Origin of the sequence: Pseudonocardia sp. 73-21, from assembly GCF_001899645.1 — a bacterium.
Classification (GTDB): Bacteria; Actinomycetota; Actinomycetes; order Mycobacteriales; family Pseudonocardiaceae; genus Pseudonocardia.
The window spans coordinates 54,034-69,702 of the sequence record NZ_MKVV01000027.1; the positions used below are offsets into that span (position 1 = coordinate 54,034).

At 72.7% G+C, this 15,669-nt stretch carries 15 protein-coding genes; 11 read left to right on the plus strand and 4 right to left on the minus strand.

Annotation, left to right across the window (positions count from 1 at the left end; translation table 11 throughout):
• The first annotated feature begins 87 nt into the window (after positions 1-87).
• Both BGP03_RS06645 and BGP03_RS06650 read left to right on the plus strand, forming a co-directional pair.
• Positions 88-333 (plus strand): hypothetical protein, encoded by a 246-nt coding sequence (locus BGP03_RS06645; RefSeq protein WP_299735857.1) that lies wholly within the window; start codon positions 88-90, stop codon positions 331-333.
• On the plus strand, positions 315-584 hold the full coding sequence (locus BGP03_RS06650) for a DUF3099 domain-containing protein (RefSeq protein WP_296372651.1): 270 nt from the start codon (positions 315-317) through the stop codon (positions 582-584). The genes BGP03_RS06645 and BGP03_RS06650 overlap by 19 nt, the downstream gene beginning before the upstream one ends.
• Here BGP03_RS06650 and BGP03_RS06655 read toward each other — a convergent pair.
• The 3 genes from BGP03_RS06655 to BGP03_RS06665 all read right to left on the minus strand — a co-directional run bounded on the left by BGP03_RS06655 (position 562) and on the right by BGP03_RS06665 (position 3,791).
• On the minus strand, positions 562-1,173 hold the full coding sequence (locus tag BGP03_RS06655; protein ID WP_298796598.1) for an LUD domain-containing protein: 612 nt from the start codon (positions 1,171-1,173) through the stop codon (positions 562-564). The genes BGP03_RS06650 and BGP03_RS06655 overlap by 23 nt on opposite strands.
• Before the next feature lie 355 nt (positions 1,174-1,528).
• Entirely contained in the window at positions 1,529-2,992 is a 1,464-nt protein-coding gene (locus BGP03_RS06660; protein ID WP_296372646.1) for a LutB/LldF family L-lactate oxidation iron-sulfur protein, read from the minus strand.
• Between the two features lie 73 nt (positions 2,993-3,065).
• Positions 3,066-3,791, minus strand: a complete 726-nt coding sequence (locus BGP03_RS06665; RefSeq protein ID WP_298796596.1) for a (Fe-S)-binding protein — start codon at positions 3,789-3,791, stop codon at positions 3,066-3,068.
• 36 nt (positions 3,792-3,827) lie between these two features.
• On the opposite strand from BGP03_RS06665, the gene BGP03_RS06670 reads away from it, so the two are divergent.
• Positions 3,828-4,517: an FCD domain-containing protein gene (locus tag BGP03_RS06670; protein ID WP_298796594.1), complete on the plus strand. Its 690-nt coding sequence runs from the start codon at positions 3,828-3,830 to the stop codon at positions 4,515-4,517.
• A 66-nt stretch (positions 4,518-4,583) separates the two neighbouring features.
• Here the strand turns inward: BGP03_RS06670 and BGP03_RS06675 are convergent, their stop codons facing one another.
• Entirely contained in the window at positions 4,584-5,579 is a 996-nt protein-coding gene (locus BGP03_RS06675; protein ID WP_296372641.1) for a LacI family DNA-binding transcriptional regulator, read from the minus strand.
• 149 nt (positions 5,580-5,728) lie between these two features.
• On the opposite strand from BGP03_RS06675, the gene BGP03_RS06680 reads away from it, so the two are divergent.
• From BGP03_RS06680 to BGP03_RS06715, 8 genes are all read left to right on the plus strand, one after another.
• Complete coding sequence (locus BGP03_RS06680) at positions 5,729-7,228, plus strand: sugar ABC transporter ATP-binding protein (protein WP_298796591.1); 1,500 nt, start codon at positions 5,729-5,731, stop codon at positions 7,226-7,228.
• Positions 7,229-7,313: 85 nt separating this feature from the next.
• Positions 7,314-8,315: an ABC transporter permease gene (locus BGP03_RS06685; RefSeq protein ID WP_296372639.1), complete on the plus strand. Its 1,002-nt coding sequence runs from the start codon at positions 7,314-7,316 to the stop codon at positions 8,313-8,315.
• A gap of 4 nt (positions 8,316-8,319) precedes the next feature.
• Complete coding sequence (locus tag BGP03_RS06690) at positions 8,320-9,360, plus strand: ABC transporter permease (RefSeq protein ID WP_298796739.1); 1,041 nt, start codon at positions 8,320-8,322, stop codon at positions 9,358-9,360.
• A gap of 11 nt (positions 9,361-9,371) precedes the next feature.
• Positions 9,372-10,445 (plus strand): rhamnose ABC transporter substrate-binding protein, encoded by a 1,074-nt coding sequence (gene rhaS, locus BGP03_RS06695; RefSeq protein WP_296372637.1) that lies wholly within the window; start codon positions 9,372-9,374, stop codon positions 10,443-10,445.
• Positions 10,446-10,466: 21 nt separating this feature from the next.
• A complete protein-coding gene (locus BGP03_RS06700; RefSeq protein ID WP_296372635.1) occupies positions 10,467-10,805 on the plus strand; it encodes an L-rhamnose mutarotase in 339 nt (112 codons plus the stop codon).
• A complete protein-coding gene (gene rhaI, locus BGP03_RS06705; RefSeq protein WP_296372632.1) occupies positions 10,802-11,962 on the plus strand; it encodes an L-rhamnose isomerase in 1,161 nt (386 codons plus the stop codon). Before BGP03_RS06700 ends, rhaI begins: the two co-directional genes overlap by 4 nt.
• 81 nt (positions 11,963-12,043) lie before the next feature.
• Entirely contained in the window at positions 12,044-14,080 is a 2,037-nt protein-coding gene (locus BGP03_RS06710) for a bifunctional aldolase/short-chain dehydrogenase (protein ID WP_298796589.1), read from the plus strand.
• Positions 14,081-14,147: 67 nt separating this feature from the next.
• The gene (locus BGP03_RS06715) at positions 14,148-15,590 is read left to right on the plus strand and encodes an L-fucose/L-arabinose isomerase family protein (protein ID WP_298796587.1); all 1,443 of its coding nucleotides are present in this window, start codon (positions 14,148-14,150) and stop codon (positions 15,588-15,590) included.
• Positions 15,591-15,669: the final 79 nt, after the last annotated feature.

Genomic DNA, 15,669 nt, shown 5'->3' on the forward strand with positions numbered 1-15,669 from the left:
GATGTGGAGGAGGTCTCAGCGAACTTCCGCAATTCTTCACCACGGGTACTCGGGCCATGACCACGCGTGCCCGGTAGCGTGGACGCCGTGCGGCTCACGCGCAGTGCGGGCAAACACGGAATCGGCCGTGAGGAGATCCGGCTGGTTCTCGCGGCGCCCCTGTGCACGGTCGAGCAGGGCGACACGGTGCTCCACATCGGGCTCACCCCGCGGCGTGACCTCCTCGAGGTGGTGGTGGCGCCCGGTGAGGAGCCCACGGTGCTGCACGCGATGCGGTTGCGGCCCGCGAACTACAGGCACATGCTGGGGCTCTCATGCCACAGCATCCCGTGACCGTCACCGACGCCGCCCCGTCCCTGAGCGAGGAGCAGGCGCACCGGCGCCGCGTCTACGTCGCGATCATGATGGTGCACCTCGTCGGGTTCGCGGGGTCCTACCCGCTGTACCTGTGGCAGCCGTGGGCCGGCGCCGCGATGGTGCTGGCCACGGGTCTGCTCCCGTGGGCGGCGGTGATCATCGCCAACGGTGCCCCGCGCCGGCGGGCGGCGGCCCGCGAGACGGTCAACCTGCCAGCACGACGATGAGCGTGCGGGGGCCGTGCACGCCCTCCACCCGCTCCAGCTCGATGTCGCTGGTGGCCGACGGCCCGCTGACGAACGTGGTCGGCCGCGTCGGGGTCAGCCGGGCCAGCAGCTCCGGCACCGTCTCCACCACCTGGTCGGCGCGCACCACGCACACGTGCACGTCGGGCACGAGGGTGATCGCGCGCCGGCCCTGGTCGGGCGAGCCGTCCAGCGCGATCGTGCCGGTGACCGCGCAGGCCGCGGCGCAGCCCGTCACCACCGCGGCGTAGCCGTCGAGCTCGGCGGGCGCGAACCCCGCGTCCACCGTGCCGTCGGGACACCAGCCGTCCGGGAGACCGGGCGGGACGAGGACCGGGCCGTCGACGCCGGCCAGTGCCGTGCGGATGGCGGCCGGGACGTCGTCGCCCGCGTCGAGCACCGTGGCCTTGTAGTCGACGAGCCGGTCGGCCAGCAGCTCCAGTACGGCCGGGGAGCCCGGGGCCAGCGCACCGGTGCGGTGGTAGTCGCGGGGGACCTCGGGCGGTGGGGGGTTGCCGGCGGCGGCGTTGGCCCCCCGGATCCGGCGCAGCACGTCCTCACGGGCGCTCATCAGGTCGTCTCCCGTCCTGGTGAGCGGTGGGTGCCGCACGTTGTGGTCCCGGGGAGGGCGGTGGCGGGCGGCAGCCGGCGAGCACCGGTCGTGCTGTGCGCTGCGGTGGTCCGTGATCGCCGCGTGCCGCACTGTGCGGCCCCGCCGGAGGCGCCGGGGTGCGTCCGGTACCGATCACGGGGGCGGTACGCGGGCCCGGATCGCGGGGCGGCGCGCGGTCCGGTCCGGTCGGGTGCGGCCCTGCGGTGACGGTCAGTGGGCCGGCGCGGGTGCGTGGTGGTCGTTGATGGCTGTGCGTCGCATCCGAGCGTCCTCGTCGGGTCGCTGCCGTGCGGCTGCCGAGGATCACCAATGCTCACGACGTGCCCCGCTCGCGCGCCCACCACTGCCGGAACGTCTCCTCCGGTGGGCGCGGGGCGTCGCGGCTGGCCGTCCACGCCGAGAGCGGGGGCGGCAGCGAGGAGATGCGGCCCGTCGAGCGACCGAGCAGGCGCCCCAGCTTCGACGCCGACTCCGCCGCACCGAACCGGCCGGGCGTCGACATCACCCACGACGCGGCGGCCATCGCCGCGGCCTCCGCGCTCGGGACACCGCCCCGGTTGGCGTCCACGTGCTGGGCGCGCAGCCGCACCAGCAGCGACGGGATGTCGATCCGCACCGGGCACGCGTCGAAGCAGGCGCCGCACAGGCTCGACGCGTACGGCAGCGACGCGTTGTCCTCCACACCCGTGAGCTGCGGCGAGAGCACGGCGCCGATCGGGCCGGGGTACACCGAGCCGTACGCGTGCCCGCCCGCGCGCTCGTAGACGGGGCAGACGTTGAGGCAGGCCGAGCACTTGATGCAGTGCAGCGCGGCGCGCCCGACCTCGTCGGCGAGGGTGGCGGTGCGGCCGTTGTCGAGCAGCACCAGGTGGAAGTCCTGCGGGCCGTCGCCGGGGGTGACGCCCGTCCAGGCCGAGGTGTAGGGGTTCATCCGCTCGCCCGTCGACGAGCGGGGGAGCAGCTGCAGGAACACCTCCAGGTCCTGCCATGTGGGCACGACCTTCTCGATGCCCATCACGGTGATCAGCGTGTCGGGCAGCGTCAGGCACATCCGCCCGTTGCCCTCGCTCTCGACGACGAGCAGGGTGCCGGTGTCCGCGATGCCGAAGTTGGCGCCGGAGATCGCGACCTTGGCCCGCAGGAAGCGCTCGCGCAGGTGCTTGCGCGCGGCCATGGCGAGCAGCCGGGGCTCGGAGGTCAGCTCGGGGTCGACGCCGGGCATCTCGCGCAGGAAGATCTCGCGGATCTCCGCGCGGTTGCGGTGGATCGCGGGCACCAGGATGTGGCTGGGCAGGTCGCCGCCGAGCTGCACGATGAGCTCGGCGAGGTCGGTCTCCTTGGCCTCGATCCCGGCGGCCTCCAGGGCCTCGTTGAGGCCGATCTCCTGGGTGGCCATCGACTTGACCTTGACGACCTCGGTCTCACCCGTGGCCTGCACCAGCCGCGTGACGATCGCGTTGGCCTCGTTGGCGTCACGGGCCCAGTGCACGGTGCCACCGCGGGCGGTGACCTCGCGCTCCAGGCGTTCCAGATGCTCGTCGAGGCGGGCCATGGTGGCCGTCTTCAGGGCCGACCCGGCGAGCCGCAGCTGCTCCCAGTCGTCGAGCTCACCGACGACGGCCGCGCGTTTGGCCCGGATCGTCGAGGTGGCGTGGCCGAGGTTGCGGCGCAGCTGGGAGTCGCCGAGCGCGACGCGGGCGGCGTCCGGGAAGGTCTGCGTGCCGCGCAGGTGCCCGACGCCCCGCGGGGCGGGCACGCCGAGAAAGGTGCTGCTCATCGCGGCCCTCCGGGAGTCGTGCGCGGATAACGGTGTCCTGGCACGGATATCCGCGCACGGGCGCCGGAGGCGCTCACGTCGACGCCAGGATCTCGGCCAGGTGCAGTGTGCGGGTGCCGCTCTGGAGGCGGGACAGGCCGCCCCCGATGTGCATCAGGCACGACGCGTCGCCGGCCGTGGCCACCTCGGCGCCGGTGGACAGGACGTTGCGCATCTTGTCGGCCAGCATCGCCGTCGAGGTGTCGGCGTTCTTCAGCGCGAACGTGCCGCCGAACCCGCAGCACTGGTCGGCGGCGGGCAGCTCCAGGAGCGTCATGCCGCGGACGTTGCGCAGCAGCCGCAACGGCTTGTCGGCCACCCGCAGCATGCGCAGCGAGTGGCACGTCGGATGGTAGGTGACGCGGTGCGGGAAGTAGGCGCCCACGTCCTCGACGCCGAGCACGTCCACCAGCAGTTCCGAGAGCTCGTAGGTGCGGGTGGCCACCGCTGTCGCGCGGTCGGCGAGCGCGTCGTCGCCGGCGTCCCGGGCCACCATCGCGTGCTGGTGGCGCACCGAGCCGACGCACGATCCCGACGGTGCGACCACCACGTCGTAGGGCTCGAACACCTCCACGTGGTGGCGCACCAGCGGCACCGCCTCGCGCTGGTACCCGGTGTTGGTGTGCATCTGGCCGCAGCACGTCTGGGCCGACGGGAACACCACCTCGTGGCCCAGCCGCTCGAGCAGCGTGACGGTGGCCTTCCCGACCTGGGGCGCCATCGCGTCGGCGAGGCAGGTGACGAACAGAGCGATCCGCACGGGTGTGGTCTTACCACAGTTCGCTACGCTCCGCCGGTGCGAACCCATGAGCGGGTCCTGGCCCGGATCGAGGCTGATCTCACCGCGGGCCGGCTGGCCCTCGGCGACCGGCTGCCGGGGGAGCGGGTGCTCGCCGAGCAGCTCGGGGTCTCGCGGCCGTCGGTGCGCGAGGCGGTGCGGGTGCTGGAGGCGATGGGGGTGGTCCGCACGGCCACCGGCTCGGGCCCGGACGCCGGCGCGGTCCTCATCGCCGACGCCGCCACCGGTCTCGGCGCCGCCCTGCGGCTGCACGTGGCCACGAGCGGCCTCCCCGTCCGTGACGTCGTGGAGCTGCGGCTGCTCGTGGAGGGCTGGGGGATGCGGATGGCCGCGGCGAGCGGCGACGCCGCCGCGCTCGACCGGGCCGCCGCCCTGCTCGACGCGATGGACGCCCCCGGCCTCGAGCCCGACCGGTTCCTCGAGCTGGACGCCGCGTTCCACGAGGCGCTGGTGGGCACGGCCGGGAACGTGCTGGTGACGGCCGTGATGACCGGAGTACGTGGGGCGGTGCTGGCCTACGTCCGCGCCGGCGCGCGCACCGTCGCGGACTGGGACGCGATGGCCGCTCGGCTGCGCACCGAGCACCGGGAGATCCTGGGGGCGGTGCAGGAGGGTCGGGCGGACGAGGCGGAACGGGCGGTCCGCGCCCACATCGAGGGCTACTACCGCGATGCCGGCGTTCACTGACCTGACGAACGGCACTCTCGTCGCACAGGGCCCGACGAGAGTGCCGTTCGTCGGCGGGCCGGCGACCTAGGGGTGCGGGCGGGTGCTGGTACGCACCACCAGTTCGGGATCGAAGACCACTTGGCGGTGCTCGTGGTCGGCACCGCCGTGGGCCTCGGCCAGCAGCAGCTCCGCCGCCGTGCGGCCGAGAAGGTGGCGCGGCTGGCTCACCGAGGTCAGCGGCACGGCGGCGGCCTCGGCGAACTCGATGTCGTCGTAGCCGACGATCGCCATGTCCTCGGGCACGCGCAGCCCCAGGCGCACCATCTGCTGCAGCAGCCCGAGGGCGAGCAGGTCGTTGGCGCAGAAGGCGGCCGTCGGGCGGCGGGCCGCGGGCAGGCCGATGAGGCGCTCGCCCGCGCGCCGCCCCTCGGAGACGTCGAGGTGCGTGGTCTCCAGCACCGTCAGCGCGCCGCGACCGGCCCGGGCCAGTGCGCGCTCGGCCCCGGCGATGCGGTCGGCGACCTGGCCCAGCGCCCGCGGGCCGCCGATGAAGGCGATGCGCTCGTGGCCGATGTCGAGCAGGTGGGTGGTGGCCAGGTCGCCGCCGAGCACGTCGTCGACGGTGACCGAGCACCGGTCCGGCCCCGCCCCCCGGTCGACGACGACGACGGGCATGCCGCGCCGGGCCAGCGCGGCGATGCCGGGGTCGGCGGCGTCGGCCGGCGTGATCAGGACGCCTTCGACGCGCTGCTGTTCCAGCAGGTCGAGGTAGGCGGCCTGGCGGTGCGGATCGTCGCCGCTGTTGCAGAGGTACACGACCAGGCCCTGGGCGTCGGCGGTCTCCTGGATGCCGCGGGCGACGTCGGTGAAGAACGGGTTGGACGTGTCGAGCACGACGTAGGCCAGGGTGCGACTGCCCCCACCGCGCAGCTGGCGGGCCGACTCGTTGCGCACGAAGCCCAGCGTCTCGATGGCGGTCTCCACGCGGCGGCGCGTGCGGTCGCTGACCCGCTCGGGCCGGTTGAGCACATTGGACACCGTGCCGAGCGAGACGCCGGCGCGCGCGGCGACGTCCTTCATGCTCGGTGCAGACGGTCCGGACACGATCCCCCTCGTGAAACGTGAGCAAACAGGACAGTACTGCGGGCCTTGACGACGCGGCGACCGTGCCCTTATGGTCGCCTGGCTCACATCTTGAAACGTTTCACAGCCGAGGTCAAGGGAGACCGATGGACCAGGTCCCACTGCTCGCGGTCGCCTCCGTCGCCAAGTCCTTCGGCGCGGTGGCCGCCGTCCGCGACGTGTCGTTCCCGCTGCACGCAGGGGAGATCCACGCGCTCGTGGGGGAGAACGGTGCCGGCAAGTCGACGATCGTGAAGATGCTCGCCGGGGTGCACCGCCCCGACACCGGCCGGATCCTGCTCGACGGCCGCCCGCTCGAGCTCGCCTCGCCCGCCGACGCGATCTCCGAGGGCATCGCCGTCATCTACCAGGAACCCACGCTGTTCCCCGACCTCTCGGTCGCGGAGAACATCGTGATGGGCCGCCAGCCGCGCCGATCGCTCGGCCGCGTCGACCACCGAGCCGCCTCGCGGCTCGCCGCGGACCTGTTCGTCCGGCTCGGCGTCGCGATCGACCCCGGCCGGCCGGCGCGGGGCCTGTCCATCGCCGACCAGCAGATCGTCGAGATCGCGAAGGCCCTGTCCCGCGAAGCCCGTGTGATCGTCATGGACGAGCCCACCGCCGCCCTGTCGGGCGTCGAGGTGGAGCGGCTGTTCGCCGTGGCTCGCTCCCTCCGAGACGGGGGCGCCGCCCTGCTGTTCATCTCCCACCGCTTCGAGGAGATCACCGCACTCTGCGACCGCGTCACGATCATGCGCGACGGCCGGCACGTCTCCACCGACCCGCTCGACGCGATCGGGGTGGACGAGATCGTCCGCCGGATGGTCGGCCGCCCGCTCGACACACTGTTCCCCAAGCGCGAGGTCCCCGTCGGCGACGTGGTCCTGGAGGTCGAGGGACTGTCCCGTGCGGGCGTGTTCCGCGACGTGTCGTTCCAGGTCCGCGCGGGTGAGATCGTCGCGCTCGCCGGTCTCGTCGGCGCCGGGCGCTCCGAGGTGGTGCAGGCCGTGTTCGGCGTCGACCCGCGCGATGGCGGCACCGTCCGCGTCGGCGGCACGGTCCTGCGGGCCGGCTCGCCGCGGGCGGCCATGGCCGCCGGCATCGCGCTCGTCCCGGAGGACCGGCGCCAGCAGGGCCTGGTCCTCGAGGCCTCCATCGAGCGCAACGCCACCTCCACCCGCTGGCGCTCGCTCGCGCGCTTCGGGCTGCTGGTCGGCGGGGCCGAACGGCGCTCCGCCGCGGAGTGGACCGCTCGCCTCCAGACCAAGTACGCCCGCCTCGACGACCCGGTGGCGCGGTTGTCGGGGGGCAACCAGCAGAAGGTTGTGCTGGCCAAGTGGCTCTCCACCGCGCCACGCGTCCTCATCGTCGACGAGCCCACCCGCGGCATCGACGTCGGCACGAAGGCCGAGGTGCACCGGCTGCTGTCGGACCTCGCCACCGACGGCGTCGCGATCGTCATGGTCTCGTCGGAACTGCCCGAGGTGCTCGGCATGGCCGACCGCGTGCTCGTGATGCGCGAGGGCCACCTGGTGGCCGAGATCGCCCGGTCGGACGCGAACGAGGAGTCGGTCATGCGGGCGGCGACGGGGCAGGTGGCGGCATGAGGGACACCCGGCCGAGGTTCAGGAAGGCCACGTTACGGCCACGTGACGACAGCAAAGTGGCTTTGCTGGCACCGGGGGTGGCGCTGTGAGCACACCCACCTCCTCCCGCGTCGCGGTCGCGCTGCGGGCGCGTGAGCTCGGCATCGTGCTGGCGCTCGTCGCGCTGGTCGTCGTCACCGCGGTGGTCAACCCGCTGTTCCTCTCGGGCCAGAGCCTCCGGGACCTGGTGCTGGCCGCGGCGATCCTCGTCGTGATGGCCGCGGGTCAGACCGTCGTCGTCATCACCCGCAACATCGACCTGTCCGTCGGCTCCGTCCTCGGCCTCTCCGCCTACGCCGTCGGCTCGCTGCTGGAGGCCGCGCCGGGCACACCCGTCGTGGTCGCGGTGCTGGTCGGGATCGTGATCGGCGGCGCACTCGGCCTGGTCAACGGCGCGCTGGTGCGGTTCGGCAACGTGCCGGCGCTGGTGGTCACCCTCGGCACGCTCTACGTCTTCCGCGGCGTCGCGTTCCTGTGGGCGGGCGGGCAGCAGATCAACGCCGACGAGCTGCCGGGCGGCTTCCTGGCCTTCGGCACGGCCACGGTCCTCGGTGTGCCGTGGCTGATCGTCATCGCCGCCGTCGTCGTGATCGTCACCGGCTACGTCCTGCGCAACCACCGCTCGGGGCGCGAGCTCTACGCCATGGGCTCCGACCCCGCCGCCGCCCGGCTCGCCGGCATCCCGGTGGGCCGGCGCACGCTGGCGGCGTTCGCGGTCAGCGGGGCGTGCGCGGGTCTGGCCGGCGTCCTGTTCGCCGCGCGCTTCGGCACCGTCGACGCCGCCGCCGGCACGGGTTACGAGCTCAACGTCGTGGCCGCGGTGGTGGTCGGCGGGGTCGCGGTGTTCGGCGGCAGCGGCACGGCCTACGGCGCCGCGATCGGCGCGCTGCTGCTCACCACGATCGGCAGCGCGCTGCCGGTGCTCGGCATCGACCAGTTCTGGCAGCAGGCGATCGTCGGCGCCCTGATCCTGCTGGCCATCGGCACCGACCGGGCCGTAGCGGCCCGGGTCGCCGCGCGCCTGCGGAAGGAGTCCTCGCGTGTCTGACCTGATGAAGAGGTTCACCGGCTGGGACGCGGCCATCCTCGCGGTGCTCGTGCTGTTCGTGATCGTCGCCGGCCTGGTGGTGCCCGACTTCGCCACCGGCCGCAACGCCTCGTTCATGGTGCTCGACCTCGCGCCGGTCCTGCTGATCGCGCTGCCGATGACCCTGATCATCGTCACCGGGGAGATCGACCTCTCGGTGGCCTCGACCCTGGGGCTGTCCAGCGCCGTCATGGGCGCGCTGTGGGACGGCGGGATGTCGATCGAGGTGATCATCCCGATCTGCCTCGTGCTCGGCGCGGTGCTCGGCGCGGTCAACGGGCTGTTCATCACCGGGTTCGGGCTGCCCTCGCTGGCCGTCACGATCGGCACGCTCGCGCTCTACCGCGGGCTCGCGTTCGTCGTGCTCGGCGACCGGGCCGTGGCGCAGTTCCCCGGCAGCTACACCGAGTGGGTGATCGGCAGCTCCGCCGGCATCCCGAACCTGGTGTGGCCGTTGCTGGTGCTGCTGCTCGTGTTCGGCACGGTCCTGCACGCGACGCCGCTGGGCCGGTCGCTGTTCACGATGGGTGCGGGCGTCGACGCCGCGCGGTTCTCCGGGATCCGTGTGGCCCGCACGAAGTTCTGGCTCTACGTCGTGTGCGGCGCCGTCGCGGCGCTCGCCGGCGTGCTGTGGACCCTGCGCTACTCCAGCGCCCGCGCCGACAACGGCACCGGGCTCGAGCTCGCCGTGGTGGCCGCGGTGCTGCTCGGCGGGGTCTCGATCTTCGGCGGGCGCGGCACGCTCTGGGGGGTGCTGGGCGGCGTCATGCTGCTCGCCGCCGTGCAGAACGCGCTGCGCCTCGCCGACGTCTCCAACGAGGCGCTGCAGGTCGTGACCGGCCTGCTGCTCATCGTCAGTGTGCTCGCCCCGAACGCGGTGGGCGCGATCCGCTCCGCCGTGGCCCGTCGTCGCCGGCGCCCCCCGCCGCCGGCGCCCGCGGCTCCACCCGAGCCGCTCCCCGTTTCGTCCGACCCGTCACCGTCGCCGGCTGTCCGGTCCTCCTGAGAGGCATGCTCATGTCCCTACGCTCACGTCTGATCGCGCCTGTCGCGCTCGGCGCCGTCCTGGCCCTCGGGCTCACCGCGTGCGGTGGCACCACCAAGGACTCGGCCTCCACCGACTCCGGCTCGGCCGCCGCCGGCGGCGTCGCGAACCCGAACGCGCCGCTGAAGGACGGCCTCAAGATCGCCTTCCTGCCCAAGCAGCTCAACAACCCCTACACCGACATCGAGGTGGGCGGCGGCAAGGCGGCCGTCGAGGAGCTCAAGGGCGAGTACAAGCTGGTCGGCCCCAACGACGCCAGCGCGTCGTCGCAGGTCAGCTACATCAACACGCTGATCCAGCAGCAGCAGAACGTCATCGGGATCGCCGCCAACGACCCCAACGCCGTGTGCCCGTCGCTCAACCAGGCGCGCCAGGCCGGCATCAAGGTCGTCGCGTTCGACTCCGACGCCGCGAAGGAGTGCCGCGACGTCTTCATCAACCAGGCCACCACGCAGGGCATCGGCGAGCAGCTGGTGAAGATGGCGAGCCAGCTCGCCGGCGGCAACGGCGAGATCGCGATCCTGTCGGCCACGCCCAACGCCACGAACCAGAACGCCTGGATCGCCGTGATGAACACCGAGCTGAAGAAGCCGGAGAACGCGGGTCTCAAGCTCGTCGACACCGTCTACGGCAACGACGACGACCAGAAGTCGTTCCAGGAGGCACAGGGCCTGCTGCAGCGGCACCCGAACCTGAAGGTGATCGTCTCGCCGACCACGGTGGGCATCGCGGCGGCGTCGCGCTACGTGTCGAGCTCCAGCTACAAGGGCAAGGTCGCGATCACGGGCCTGGGCACGCCGAACCAGATGCGGCAGTACGTCAAGGACGGCACCGTCAGCCAGTTCGCGCTGTGGAACCCGGCCGACATCGGCTACCTCGCGAGCTACGCGGGCGCGGCGCTGGCGTCGGGCCAGATCACCGGCAAGCAGGGCGAGACGTTCAAGGCCGGCAAGCTCGGTGACTACACGATCGGCGTCGACGGGGAGATCGTCCTCGGCCCGCCGACGGTCTTCACCGCGCAGAACATCGACCAGTTCAACTTCTGACAGGTCTCGAGGAGCCACACCGTGCGGTACTGCTTCCTGCTCCAGGTCCGGCCCGACCGGCTCGACGAGTACCGGCAGCGGCACCGCGCGGTGTGGCCCGACATGCTCGCCGCGCTCCGGGACGCCGGTTGGCGCAACTACTCGCTCCATCTGCGAGACGACGGCCTGCTCGTGGGCCACGTCGAGTGCGACGACCTCGCCGCCGCGCAGGCCGCCATGGCCGCCACGGACGTCAACGCCCGGTGGCAGGCGGAGATGGCGCCGTTCTTCACCGGTCTGTCCGGCCGGGGACCCGACGAGTCCTTCCTCGTCCTCGACGAGGTGTTCCACCTCGAGACACAGCTGGAGCTCATCGCATGACCGCCGCAGTCAGGGCTGCTCTCCGCGAGCAGCGCATCGAGACCCCCTCGTGGGCCTACGCCAACTCCGGCACCCGGTTCAAGGTCTTCGCCCAGGCCGGCGTGCCGCGCACACCGCAGGAGAAGATCGCCGACGCCGCGGTGGTGCACCGGCTGACCGGGGTCGCGCCCACCGTCGCGCTCCACATCCCGTGGGACCGCGTGGACTCCTACGAGGACCTGGCCACGTTCGCCCAGGACGAGGGCGTCGGGCTGGGCGTGATCAACGCCAACGTCTTCCAGGACGACGACTACAAGCTCGGCTCGGTCACCAACCCCGACCCCCGGGTGCGCCGCAAGGCCACCGACCACCTGCTCGAGTGCGTCGACATCATGGACGCCACCGGCAGCCGGGACCTCAAGCTGTGGTTCTCCGACGGCACCAACTACCCGGGCCAGGACAACATCCGGGCCCGCCAGGACCGGCTCGCTGCGGCCCTGCGGGAGGTCTACGACCGGCTGGGCCCGGACCAGCGGATGCTGCTGGAGTACAAGCTCTTCGAGCCGGCGTTCTACACCACCGACGTGCCCGACTGGGGCACCTCCTACGCCCACTGCATCGAGCTGGGCGAGAAGGCCGGCGTCTGCATCGACACCGGCCACCACGCGCCGGGCACCAACATCGAGTTCATCGTGGCGTTCCTGCTGCGCGCCGGGAAGCTCGCGGCGTTCGACTTCAACTCCCGCTTCTACGCCGACGACGACCTGATGGTCGGGGCGGCCGACCCGTTCCAGCTGTTCCGGATCCTGCACGAGCTGGTCTCGGCGGACGCGATCTCGCCGGCGTCGGGCATCGCGTTCATGTTGGACCAGTGCCACAACATCGAGGCCAAGATCCCGGCGATCGTCCGCTCGGTGCTCAACGTGCAGGAGGCCACGGCCAAGGCCCTGCTGGTGGACCAGGACGCGCTGGCCGGTGCCCAGGAATCGGGCGACGTGCTCGGCGCCAACGCGGTGCTGATGGACGCCTACAACACCGACGTCCGCCCCCTGCTGCGCGACCTGCGCGAGGAGATGGGGCTGGACCCCGACCCGGTGGCGGCCTACCACCGCAGCGGCTACCAGCAGCAGATCGAGGAGTCCCGCGTCGGCGGCCAGCAGGCGGGCTGGGGCGCCTGAACCCCCCGTGCGCGGAAATCAGTGCCGGAGCACTGATTTCCGCGCACGACCTCTGAGCAGTACCGACCCCCGGAAGGGACCATGAGTCACCAGGTAGTCCAGGACCTCCTCGCGCGGAGCAACCGGCTCGGCGCAGACCCCACCACCACCAACTACGCCGGCGGCAACACCTCCGCCTCCGGGACCGTCACCGATCCCGTCACCGGCGGACCCGTGGATCTGTTGTGGGTCAAGGGATCCGGCGGTGACCTCGGCACGCTGACCGAGTCCGGGCTGGCCGTGCTGCGCCTCGACCGGATGCGCGCGCTCGTCGACGTCTACCCGGGCGTCGAGCGCGAGGACGAGATGGTGGCCGCGTTCGACTTCTGTCTGCACGGCCGCGGCGGCGCGGCCCCGTCGATCGACACGGCCATGCACGGGCTCGTCGAGGCCCCGCACGTCGACCACCTGCACCCCGACGCCGGTATCGCCATCGCCACCTCCGCCGACGGCGAGGCGCTGACCAAGGAGATCTTCGGCGACCGCGTCGTCTGGGTGCCGTGGCGGCGCCCGGGCTTCCAGCTGGGGCTCGACATCGCCGCCGTGCAGCAGGCCCACCCGCAGGCGATCGGCGTCATCCTCGGCGGGCACGGCATCACCGCGTGGGGTGCCACGAGCGACGAGTGCGAGGCCCGGTCGCGCTCGATCATCGCGGGCGCGCAGCGGTTCCTCGACGAGCGTGGGGCGGCGGAGCCGTTCGGGCCCGTCCGGCCCGGCTACGCGGCCCTTCCCGACGACGAGCGTCGCGCCCGGGCCGCCGCGCTGGCGCCGGTGGTCCGCGGGCTCGCCTCCACCGACCGTCGCCAGGTCGGCCACTTCACCGACTCGGACGTGGTGCTGGACTTCCTGTCGCGGGAGAAGCTGGCCCCGCTCGCCGCGCTGGGCACGAGCTGCCCCGACCACTTCCTGCGCACCAAGGTCGCGCCACTGGTGCTCGACCTGCCCGCCGACGCCCCCCTCGACGAGGCGATCGCGCGGCTGAAGGAGCTGCACGCCGAGTACCGCGAGGCCTACGCCGCCTACTACGCGCGGCACGCCACCCCCGACTCCCCGGCGATGCGCGGCGCCGACCCCGCGATCGTGCTCGTCCCGGGCGTCGGCATGTTCAGCTTCGGGGCCGACAAGCAGACCGCGCGCGTCGCGGGCGAGTTCTACGTCAACGCCATCAACGTCATGCGGGGCGCCGAGGCGGTGTCCACCTACGCGCCGATCGCGGAGTCGGAGAAGTTCCGCATCGAGTACTGGGCGCTCGAGGAGGCGAAGCTCGCGCGGCTGCCGAAGCCGAAGGCCCTGGCCGGCCGCGTCGCGTTCGTGACGGGCGGCGGGTCGGGCATCGGCCGCGCGATCGCCGTGCGCCTGGCGGCGGAGGGCGCGTGCGTCGTGGTCGCCGACCGGGACGCGACCGCCGCCGCGGCCGTGGCGGCGGAGCTGGGTTCCACCGACGTCGCCGTGCCCGTGACCGTCGACGTCACCGACGCGAACGCCGTGTCCGACGCCGTGGCCGCCGCCGCGCTCGCGTTCGGCGGTGTCGACCTCGTCGTCAACAACGCGGGGCTGTCGATCTCCAAGCCCCTGCTGGAGACGACCGAGGCCGACTGGGACATCCAGCACGACGTCATGGCGCGGGGCTCGTTCCTCGTCTCGCGGGCCGCCGCCCGGGCGATGATCGCCGACGGGCACGGCGGCGACATCGTCTACATCGCCAGCAAGAACGGCGTGTTCGCCGGCCCCAACAACGTCGCCTACGGCGCGGCCAAGGCCGACCAGGCCCACCAGGTGCGGCTGCTCGCCGCCGAGCTCGGGGAGCACGGCATCCGCGTCAACGGGGTCAACCCCGACGGCGTCGTGCGCGGCTCGGGGATCTTCGCCGGCGGCTGGGGTGCGCAGCGCGCCGCCGTCTACGGGGTGGCGGAGGAGGACCTCGGCGCCTTCTACGCGCAGCGCACATTGCTCAAGCGGGAGGTGCTGCCCGAGCATGTGGCGGCGGCGGTGCTGGTCCTCACGGCGGGCGACCTGAGCCACACCACGGGCCTGCACATTCCGGTGGACGCCGGCGTGGCGGCGGCGTTCCTGCGCTGACGTACCCCGTGCGCGGATAACGGTGTTCCCACCCTGATATCCGCGCACGACCGACGAAGGAGGAGACATGACCTCGGTCCTCGAGACCCCCGCCGGCCTCACGCGGGTCACGCCCCGGCGCACCACCGTCGGGCTCGTCGCCGGGGGCCTGGGCGCGTACTGGCCGCAGTTCCCCGACCTGCTCCCGCAGCTGCAGCGCTCCGCCCGTCGGGTGTCGGAGCGGCTGTCGGCCCTCGGGGACATCGACGTCGTCGACGTCGGCTTCATCTCCGACGCCCAGGAGGGCGCGGCCGCGGCGGAGAAGCTCCGGGTGACCGGTTGCGACCTCATCGTGGGCTTCCTGACGACGTACATGACGGCGTCGATGCTCGTGCCCGTCGCGCAGCGCAGCGGCGCCCCGGTGCTACTGATCAACCTGCAACCCACCGAGTGGATGGACCACGCCACGTTCGACACCGGTGCCTGGCTCGCCTACTGCGGTGCCTGCCCGCTGCCGGAGATGGCCAACGCGTTCGAGCGCGCGGGTGTCGACTTCCGGTCGGTGTCGGGCTACGTCGAGGACGAGCGCGCCTGGACGCGGATCGCGCGCTGGGTGCGGGCCGCGGGGGTCACGGGTGCGCTGCGGCACGGCCGGCACGGGCTGATGGGGCACCTCTACCCGGGCATGCTCGACGTCGCCACCGACCTGACGTCCGTGTCCACCCAGCTCGGCGGGCACGTCGAGGTCCTCGAGTTCGACGACCTGCGCGTCCGGGTCGAGAAGGTCACCGACGCGGAGACCACCGCCCGGATGGACCTGGCGCGCGCGGTGTTCCAGCTCGACGACTCCGTCGTGGAGGAGGACTTCGCCTGGGGCGCACGGGTGTCGGTCGGGCTGGACCGGCTCGTCGACGACTTCGCCCTCGACTCCCTGGCCTACTACCACCGCGGCCTCGACGGCGAGCAGCACGAGAAGCTCGGCGCGGGCATGATCCTCGGCGCGTCGCTGCTCACCGCCCGCGGCGTCCCGGCGGCGGGGGAGTACGAGCTGCGCAACTCGATCGCGATGCTCGTGATGGACCGGCTCGGCGCGGGCGGCTCGTTCACGGAGCTGCAGGCGCTGAACTTCGTCGACGACGTGGTGGAGATGGGCCACGACGGTCCCGCCCACCTCGCCATCAGTGCGAACCGGCCGCTGCTGCGGGGGCTCGGGGTCTACCACGGCAAGCGGGGCTGGGGGGTGTCGGTCGAGTTCGACGTGCGGCCGGGACCGGTCACGCTCCTGGGACTCGGGCAGCGCCGCGACGGCCGCTTCGTGATGGTCGCGTCGGAGGGCACGGTCGTGCCGGGTCCGTTGCTGCGCATCGGCAACACGACGTCGCGTGTCGACTTCGGCTGCGATCCCGGCGAGTGGACGGACCACTGGAGCGCCTCGGGCGTCGACCACCACTGGGCCCTGGGCACGGGCCATCGCGCCGCGGAGCTGAAGGCCGTGGCGGAGCTGGTGGGCGTCGAGTTCGTGCAGGTGTAGGTCGTGAGCGGAAATCAGGGCCAGGGCACCGATATCCGCGCACGGGCGCCGGAGGCGCGGGTCGCGGCCGTCGACCTCG